At 66.2% G+C, this 7,826-nt stretch carries 8 protein-coding genes; 1 reads left to right on the top strand and 7 read right to left on the bottom strand.

Going from position 1 to position 7,826, the window contains the following annotated elements:
• The 4 genes from I71_RS29035 to I71_RS29020 form a co-directional block, all read right to left on the bottom strand.
• On the bottom strand, positions 1-1,500 hold a 1,500-nt coding region (locus I71_RS29035; RefSeq protein WP_049976390.1), incomplete at its 3' end, for an ATP-binding protein.
• A gap of 9 nt (positions 1,501-1,509) precedes the next feature.
• Complete coding sequence (locus I71_RS29030) at positions 1,510-3,003, bottom strand: ATPase domain-containing protein (RefSeq protein ID WP_244434127.1); 1,494 nt, start codon at positions 3,001-3,003, stop codon at positions 1,510-1,512.
• A gap of 129 nt (positions 3,004-3,132) precedes the next feature.
• Positions 3,133-3,894: an SDR family oxidoreductase gene (locus I71_RS29025; RefSeq protein ID WP_042702524.1), complete on the bottom strand. Its 762-nt coding sequence runs from the start codon at positions 3,892-3,894 to the stop codon at positions 3,133-3,135.
• Positions 3,895-3,959: 65 nt separating this feature from the next.
• A complete protein-coding gene (locus I71_RS29020) occupies positions 3,960-5,189 on the bottom strand; it encodes an MFS transporter (protein ID WP_042702521.1) in 1,230 nt (409 codons plus the stop codon).
• A gap of 135 nt (positions 5,190-5,324) precedes the next feature.
• Between I71_RS29020 and I71_RS29015 the strand changes: the two genes are divergently transcribed.
• Complete coding sequence (locus tag I71_RS29015; protein WP_042702519.1) at positions 5,325-6,227, top strand: LysR substrate-binding domain-containing protein; 903 nt, start codon at positions 5,325-5,327, stop codon at positions 6,225-6,227.
• Positions 6,228-6,236: 9 nt separating this feature from the next.
• Here I71_RS29015 and I71_RS35335 read toward each other — a convergent pair whose 3' ends face one another.
• The 3 genes from I71_RS35335 to I71_RS29000 form a co-directional block, all read right to left on the bottom strand.
• Positions 6,237-6,689: a hypothetical protein gene (locus I71_RS35335; RefSeq protein WP_049976389.1), complete on the bottom strand. Its 453-nt coding sequence runs from the start codon at positions 6,687-6,689 to the stop codon at positions 6,237-6,239.
• A 233-nt stretch (positions 6,690-6,922) separates the two neighbouring features.
• Positions 6,923-7,294: a ribbon-helix-helix domain-containing protein gene (locus I71_RS29005; RefSeq protein WP_042702517.1), complete on the bottom strand. Its 372-nt coding sequence runs from the start codon at positions 7,292-7,294 to the stop codon at positions 6,923-6,925.
• Positions 7,295-7,361: 67 nt separating this feature from the next.
• Positions 7,362-7,826 (bottom strand): helix-turn-helix domain-containing protein (locus I71_RS29000; RefSeq protein ID WP_042702514.1); only part of this gene is annotated, 465 nt, incomplete at its 5' end.

Here is a 7,826-nt window from a genome sequence, read left to right as displayed (position 1 = left end):
AACTCCGCACCCGTCGACTCCATTCATGCCGGGCATGGCGAAGTCGGTGACCAGCGCGTCGATCTCGACCCCATCGCGCAGCAGCGCCAGGGCGCTCTCTCCGCTTTCCGCCTCGACGATCCGATGGCCCAGGTTTTCCAGCAGCGCCATCGTTCCCATCCGCACGATGGCGTCGTCTTCCACCAGCAGGATGGTTCGCCCCTGGCGGCGTTCGACTTCGGCGGCCGACCGTTCCGGCCTGTCGGCGACCGTCGCGACGCTCGGCAGATAGAGGGTGATGTCGGTTCCCCTGCCGGGTTTGCTGTCGATATGGACCCCGCCGCCCGATTGGGTCGCCATGCCCTGCACCATCGACAGCCCCAGCCCCGAACCCTTGTCCAGCGGCTTGGTGGTGAAGAAGGGCTCGAAGACGTGGGGCAGCACCGACGGGGCGATGCCGGTGCCGGTATCGGCGACCCGGATCGCCACATAGGTCCCGGCCCGCAACTCCGCCGGCCCGGTCACGGCCGCGCCGGTTTCACCATCGCGGAACTCGACGGCGAAGGCGGCGAGGGACAGCCGCCCACCGGCCGGCATGGCGTCACGGGCGTTGATCGCGAGGTTCAGGATGGCGGATTCGAGCTGCGCCCGGTCGATCAGCGCCGCCGGAAGTCCGGGCGCCACCTCGATGGTGACGCTGATCCGGCCACCCAGGGAGCGTTCCAGAAGGGAACTCATCCCGGTGAGCAGCTCTCCCAGGTCGGTGGGCTCCGGCATCAGCGTCTGACGCCGGGCGAAGGACAGCAGCGACTGGGTCAGCCGGGCACCACGTTCGATGGAGCGGTTGGCCGCCTCGAACAGGTCGCGCGGGACACCGTCGGGCACGGTGGGGGCCAGCACGGCAAGGCAGCTGACGATCCCCTGGAGCAGGTTGTTGAAGTCATGCGCCACGCCGCCGGTCAGCTGGCCCAGCGCCTCCATCTTCTGCGCCTGATGCAGTTGGTCCTCCGCCCGCCGTCGATCGGCCATTTCGGCCTTCAGGGCCTGGGTCCGCTCGGCGACCCGCTCCTCCAATCGGCTGGACGCCTGGGTGATCTCCTGAAGATGACTGCGGGTCCGGTACTGGCGTTCCCTGCTGCGCAGGGCCGCCTGGGCCGCGCTCTGCAACGCCTCGCGATGAAGCGGACGGTCCAGCAGCGTGACGTTGCCGAGCGCCTGGAAGAACGCCTGTCTACCCCGCGCAGCCCGCCGGCTGCGCCGCGACGTCAGGATCACGATGGGCAGGTCCGACCAGCGCGGCTGCGCCTCCAGCCAGGCGGTCAGCGGTTCGACGTCGGTCAGCACCCCTTCCGAGAGCATCAGCGCGCCGACATCAGCGCCCCCGGCATCATCGCCAAGGCTCCGGCAAAGCGCCGGCAAATCGGCACAGGGCTGGGGCGCCAGACCGATCTCCTCCAGCACCGAAGCGATCACCTCGGCGTCCCGCCCCTCGGGGGCCAGGACAAGGATGGACCCGTGCATCGGCATCGATCACCCGGCTTCGCCCTGAGCATTGAGGAGAGTCTCTGCCACACCGTCATATTCCGGCACGCCGGTCAACACGCCGCGGAAGTCCATCAGCTGCGGCCCGACCTGCATGCCGTCGGGGAACAGCCGGAACTCGCGGATCGACAGTTCGTGAACACCGGTGCGTTTCTTGACCACGGAAATCGCCTTGCGTACCTCGCCCTCGGCCTCGAAGAAGCGCAGAAGGACCACGGTGTCGCTCATGAAGGACAGATCGACCGGATTCTGCACGTCGCCGACGATGCCCTGCTGGGCCAGGACCAGGATGGTCACCACGCCCTTGTTGTTCAGGTAGGTCAGCAGCTCGTGCATCTGGAGCGTCAGCGCCTTTTCCTCCGGCATGGTGCTGAGGTAGGAGTTCAGGCTGTCGATGACCACAATGCGGGCGTTGCGGTCCTCGACCTCGCGGCGGACCTGCCAGACGAACTGGCCGGGCGACAGGCGGGACGGGTTGGCGCGCTGCCAGCCGACGCGGTCCTGCTGCACCGCTTCCCGGATATCGATCCCCAGCGCGATGCTGCGCAGGCCCAAGGTCTTGAAATTCTCGTCGAAGGAGAAATAGGCGGCATGCTCGCCACGCCTGACCGCGGCGGTGACATATTGCAGGGCAAGCGACGATTTGCCGACGCCCGACGGCCCCACCAGCATCGTTGTGGTGCCATGCGTCAGCCCGCCGCCCATCAGGTCGTCCAGGGCCGGCAGGCCGCTTTCCATGGTGGTCGGCTCGAAGTCGCTCTTGTGTTCTCCGGCAATCAGGCTGGGGAAGACCAGCACATCGGTCCTGGTGATGGCGAAATCATGCCATCCGCTCTGGTAATCCGCCCCCCGCATCTTGGCGATGCGCAGGCGCCGGCGTGCCGCGCCATAGGTGCGTTCAAGCTGCTCCAGCACGATCACGCTGTGCACCAGACTGTGCAGGTCGCTGGTGCCGTCCTGATGGGTCAGGTCGTCGAGGATCAGGGTGGTGCAGCGGCGCCCCTGCAGGAACTGCTTCAAGGCCAGGACCTGCCGGCGGTAGCCGAGCTGGTCCTGGGCGAGCAGCCGCAGTTCCGACACCGTGTCGATCACCAGCACTTCCGGATCGTCGCGTTCGATCCGCTCGATGATCAGGCGCACCGTTTCGCCAAGCTCGACCTCCGACGGGTAGAGCACGCTCTGTTGGCGATCCAGCTGCGCTTCGATCGGCACGATGTCGAAGACCGAGAAATCGTCGAGCGACCAGCCATGGCTCGCGGCGGTCGTCTCCAGTTCCTTCGCATCTTCCGACAGCGTGATGTACAGACCGGTCTTGCCGTCGCAACGCGCCTGGATCAGAAGCTGCAAGGCGATGGTGGTCTTGCCCGTGCCGGGAGCACCCTCCAGAAGATGGATTCGGCCGCGCGGCAGCCCGCCACGCAAGATCAGATCGAATTCGGGAATTCCGGTCTGCACTTTCTCAATCGGGATCGGCTTGGGCACCAACGGCTCCTTAACGTCCATGTCACCAGACAAACACCGCAGAGCGGAAATGTTCCGTCGGAGCTTGGGCGTGGCCTCAAAATCGACCGCCGTTGCAGGAAATCCGGGAGCCGGCGCCGATCCCGTCGCTCATTTGCCGCCAGTGACGTCGAGGAAAGTGCCGGTGATGAAGGATGCCTCGTCGCTTGCCAGCCAGAGGATCGCCCGCGCAACTTCCTCGGGCTGGCCGCCTCTTCCCATCGGGATCGTGTCCTTGACGCGATCCACCCGCCCCGGCTCGCCGCCGCTCGCATGCATGTCGGTGTAGATGTGCCCGGGACGGATGCAGTTGACGCGGATTCCCTCCCGCGCGACCTCCTTGGCGAAGCCGATGGTGAAGGTTTCGAGGGCGCCCTTGGACGCGGCATAGTCGACATATTCGTTCGGGCTGCCGAGCCGGGCCGATGCCGACGAGATGTTGATCACCACGCCGCCCCGCCCGTTGTGGCGATGGGACATGCGCTTGGCCGCCTGTTGCGCGCAGAGGATCGGGCCGATTGCGTTGACCGCGAAGATGCGCTGCATCCGCTCGAAGTCGAGATCCTCGGTCCGGCACTGGCGCGCAAGCACCGCGGCGTTGTTGACCAGCACATCGATCCGGCCGAACGTCCGGTCGATCGCGGCGAACAGCCCGGCGACCTGGGCCGGATCGGCGCTGTCGGCGCGCACCGCCAAGGCCCGGCGCCCGAGAGCCTCGACATCCGCAGCCACGGCGAGGGCGGCGGACTCGTTGGCGACAAAGCTGATCGCGACGTCGTAGCCCTGGGCGGCTGCAAGCCTTGCGGTTGCCGCGCCCATGCCGCGCGCGCCACCCGTGATCAGGATCAACGGCGGCTGAGGGACGGTGTTCATCGAATTGTCTCCTTGTGATGGTAAGGCGGTCACGCGGGGGGGGTGAGCGGCCGACAGGCGTCGGCTCATTGCCGGCCTTGGCCGACCCACTTTGCCATCCGGTGCCGGAAGACGCCGGCCTTCCCGTCCGATTCCGCGCCGGAGGCACCCAGATGGGGCGTCAGCATCAGGACGAGAGGAACGATCACGGCGGCGGTCGCCGCCGAGGCCAGCACGCCGACCGTCTGGCTGCTGTGATCGGCGATTGTGCCGTAAAGGATCGGTGCCAGGCCGCCGGCACCGATGACGCTGGTGTAGAAGATCGCGAAGGCCCGGCCGGTATCGCCGTCGGAAAGCTCCGGCACCGTGCCGTAGAGCACCGAGGATGTGCCGTTGAGCACGACGCCGAGCAGCGGCAGCAGGATCAGGGTCGGCGTCAGCGACGTGAACAGCGTCGCCGCGATCAGCAACGCGGTGGCCGCTTCGGTCACCATGACACTGCCGACAACGCCCAACCGGTCCCCGAGCCGGCTGCAGGTCGCCTTTCCGAACGCCCCGCCGATGAACAGCAGGGCAAGCGCGAGGCCGACCGTCGCCGTGTCTCCGCCCTGGCCGTGGATGAGGAAGGGCAGAAACAGCAGATAGCCCATGCGGGTCGCGGTATCGAGCGCACCGATTGTCGTCAGGATGCCGAAGCCGCCACGTCCTTTGCCCGAAGCCACCGCCGCCCTCGCCGTCCTGGCGATGGGAGCCGCCGGCGCCAGCGGCAGCAGGGCGACCGCCACGGCGATCCCGAGCACCGCCATCAGCCCCAGCACCGGTTGCCAGCCGACGACCGGCAGCAGCACGGCGGCCAGAGCCGGCAGGGCAGCCTTCCCGAGATCGCCCGAGAAATTGTAGATGCCCAGCGGATGTCGCGAGTCCGAGCCGTAACTCACGGTGACCAGCATCGAGCCGCAGGGGTGCTGGATGCTCGATCCGATGCCGGCCACGACGAGGCCGATGCACAGACCCGCGAAGCCGAACGGCGCCGCCATGATCAGCAGCCCCGCCAGGGCAAGGACGGTCGACAGGATCAGCGCCGCTCGTGGCGACAGGCCGCGCAACGCCCGGTCGGCCGGAACCTGCAATCCCCCCATCGTCCCGGAATAAAGAGCCCGAACGATGGCAAGCGCCGCATAGGAAAGGCCGAACTCCGCCTGCCATACCGGCAGGAAGACATAGAGGGCATCCGTGTATCCATCATGCAGTGCGTGAGCAAGACACGCGCTCGTCAGGCTTTTTCTTTTCTGAGTCCACCACTGTCGCAATTTCATCTGTGATGAGGCCTCCGGAGGCACAACAGGCCTCGTTGGTCTGAATCGAATTCGAAGGCATGCTATACGTGTGAGATTTCAGCGACTAGTATGGTTTTATTCACCGATACCGTTCGTTTTTCTCACGGATTGCCCATGCGCCGCCTGCCCCCCCTGAATGCCTTGCGCATCTTCGAGGTCGCAGCCCGGACCGGCAGCTATGCCGAGGCCGGGGCCGAACTCGGTCTCACCCATGGTGCGGTGAGCCGCCAGATGGCCGCACTCGAAAGCTGGCTCGGCCAGAGGCTGTTCACGAAGGACGGGCGTCGCATGGTCGCGACCCCGATGGCCAAAATCTTCGCCGCCGAAGTCGGGCTTTCCTTCGACCGTCTGGCTGTCGCGGCGGAAGCCTGCGGCCGGCCCGGTGCCCGCCGCATCCTGCGTGTCAGCGCCCCGACCAGCTTCGCGATGCGTTGGCTGATCCCGCGACTGGAGCGGTATCACGCCGCCCATCCGCAGGTCGAAGTCGCGGTTACAACGGTTTCGACCGTGCTTGAGGAGTTGCGTGGCGGCGTCGACGTGGCGGTCCGGCGCGGTGTTGCCCGCGAGCATGTGTGGCCCCAGCATCGCGTCGTCCCGGTGCTCGACGATGTGGACACGCTGATCATGAGTCCGGCACTGTTCGCCCAGCGGCCGATCCAGAAGCCCGCCGATATCGAGGGACACCGCCTGCTGGCGAGCGAAACCCGCGCGGGCGACTGGGCGAGTTGGCTCGAAGCGGCGGGACTCCAACATCTTGCCGGGCTTCCCCGCCAGAAGTTCGATCACTTCTTCGTGACCCGGCAGGCGGTGGAAGATGGACTCGGCATCGGCATCGGCCCGTTGCCGATGCTCCAGATCGACATCGACAGGGGGCGGCTGATGACACCGCTGCCTGAGATCCGGGTTCCGAGAACGGGCTATGTTGCGCTCATTCCACCCCAGGCCGATGCCGGAACGCTGGTTGCCGGCTTCGTCGACTGGCTTGTCGGGGAAGCGTGGGACGGTCGGTCGGCGTGAGCGATACGGTCACCGCGTTGTGTGACGAAAAGCGGCGCTGACGCCGGCAAGACCGAAGATCAGCAGAAACTCGACTCCCCTGACCGAACCGATCAGATCGGGCGGCAGTTGCATGGTCAGGGTAAAGGCGCCGATCAGCATCAGGATCGCCAGCGCCACCGCGACGCCGAAGGAGCGCAGCGCCAGGATCGCCGCACAGCCGATGGCAGCCAGAAGCGGACCAGCCAGAGCGGAATGAATGCCCGACGGGATCGAACCCAGGTCCGACGCATTGTCGGCGAGCTGACCGGCAACCGAAAACAGATGATTGCCCAGCCAGCCCAGCAGGCGCTGGTTGCCCGACGGCATCATTAGCAGATCCAGCACCCCACGGACGAGGGAGCAACCGGCGCTGTTCAGCTTGCAGGACAGGGTCGACAGGCTGTCGCCGGCGGCGACGCAGAGGGTGGTGGACTGGCTCATGATCCGCGTCCTTGGATCCTTGGGAGAGATCGGGATCGGGCCGGACGCGAACGGAGTGTCGTGCCGGTCAGTGCCAGGACACTATCCGTTCTTATGGAAGCGATAAATAAAGCAGAAATAAGAAATCTGTTGCGAAAGGGAGAACAATCTCGCCGCCGCCCTCCGCGTCCTATGAATTGGCAAGCGTAAGGGCATCGGAAAGGGCGAGAGCCGGCAGTGATGATACAGTCACCCTACCGTGCCGCCCGACCCTGTCGCAGAGAGACGACCGACCTGCCGTCGCCGGTCGAGGTTGGTTCCGTGGTGTCCGGCGGTCCGGCGGCGAGGTCCGGCAGACGTGTGCGCGGCTTCAGTGTCAGATAGCGGACGCAGCTGACGCGCAGGAAGGAGGCGAGATTCTGAACGGCGCCATGGGCCTCCAGAACCTCGTCATACAGCGACAGGATCAGCCGGTTCGTGGTCGTTCCCTGTTCCGCGGCGATGTCGGCTAGGACGTTCCAGAACAGGTTCTCCAACCTGATGCTGGTGACCATGCCATGGATGCGCACCGATCGGGACCGTGCCTCGTAGAGGATCGGATCGGTGTTGACGAAGATCTGGCACATGCCCCCGCCTCTCCTTGCACGATGATTCCGCTCTGCTCCACAGGAACTGTCCGGGACAGGGTGGACATCAGACCCGGCTGCAGCCGATGCCGGTTTGATCCGACTGTGCCTTCCTGGCGGCTGCGCGTTGAATGCCGTGCTGGTTCAGCTTCCGGTACAGCGTGCTGCGCGAAATGCCGAGGACCGACGCGGCATCCGACAGGTTGCCTCCGGTTGCGGCGATCACATCCTCGATGGTCCGCTGTTCGGTGACCGTCAGCGACATCGAGGATGTGACGCCCGCAGACGCCATGACGGGCGGGGCCGGCGAGCCGAGCAACGGCCACCCGTCCATGGCCATGCCCTCCGCCATACAGGTGCAGACATCGCGCAGCTCCTCGGGCAGATCCTCGACCTCGACGCTTCCGCTGGCGGAAAGCAGGATCGCGCGTTCGACCGCATTGCGCAGTTCCCTGACATTGCCCGGCCAGTCGTAGCGTTGCAGCAGATCGAGCGCCGCCGCGGGGACTCTAGAGGTCCCCGGGACCGAGCT

This window comes from Azospirillum sp. B506 (genome assembly GCF_000333595.1).
Classification (GTDB): Bacteria; Pseudomonadota; Alphaproteobacteria; order Azospirillales; family Azospirillaceae; genus Azospirillum.
This window is presented reverse-complemented; position numbering and strand designations above follow the sequence as displayed.

What these genes read in the sequence shown, in the direction of transcription:
- I71_RS29025 (WP_042702524.1), bottom strand. Translation starts at nt 3,894, where the DNA reads ATGAACACCGTCCCTCAGCCGCCGTTGATCCTGATCACGGGTGGCGCG.
- I71_RS29020 (WP_042702521.1), bottom strand. Translation starts at nt 5,189, where the DNA reads ATGAAATTGCGACAGTGGTGGACTCAGAAAAGAAAAAGCCTGACGAGC.
- I71_RS29015 (WP_042702519.1), top strand. Translation starts at nt 5,325, where the DNA reads ATGCGCCGCCTGCCCCCCCTGAATGCCTTGCGCATCTTCGAGGTCGCA.
- I71_RS35335 (WP_049976389.1), bottom strand. Translation starts at nt 6,689, where the DNA reads ATGAGCCAGTCCACCACCCTCTGCGTCGCCGCCGGCGACAGCCTGTCG.
- I71_RS29005 (WP_042702517.1), bottom strand. Translation starts at nt 7,294, where the DNA reads ATGTGCCAGATCTTCGTCAACACCGATCCGATCCTCTACGAGGCACGG.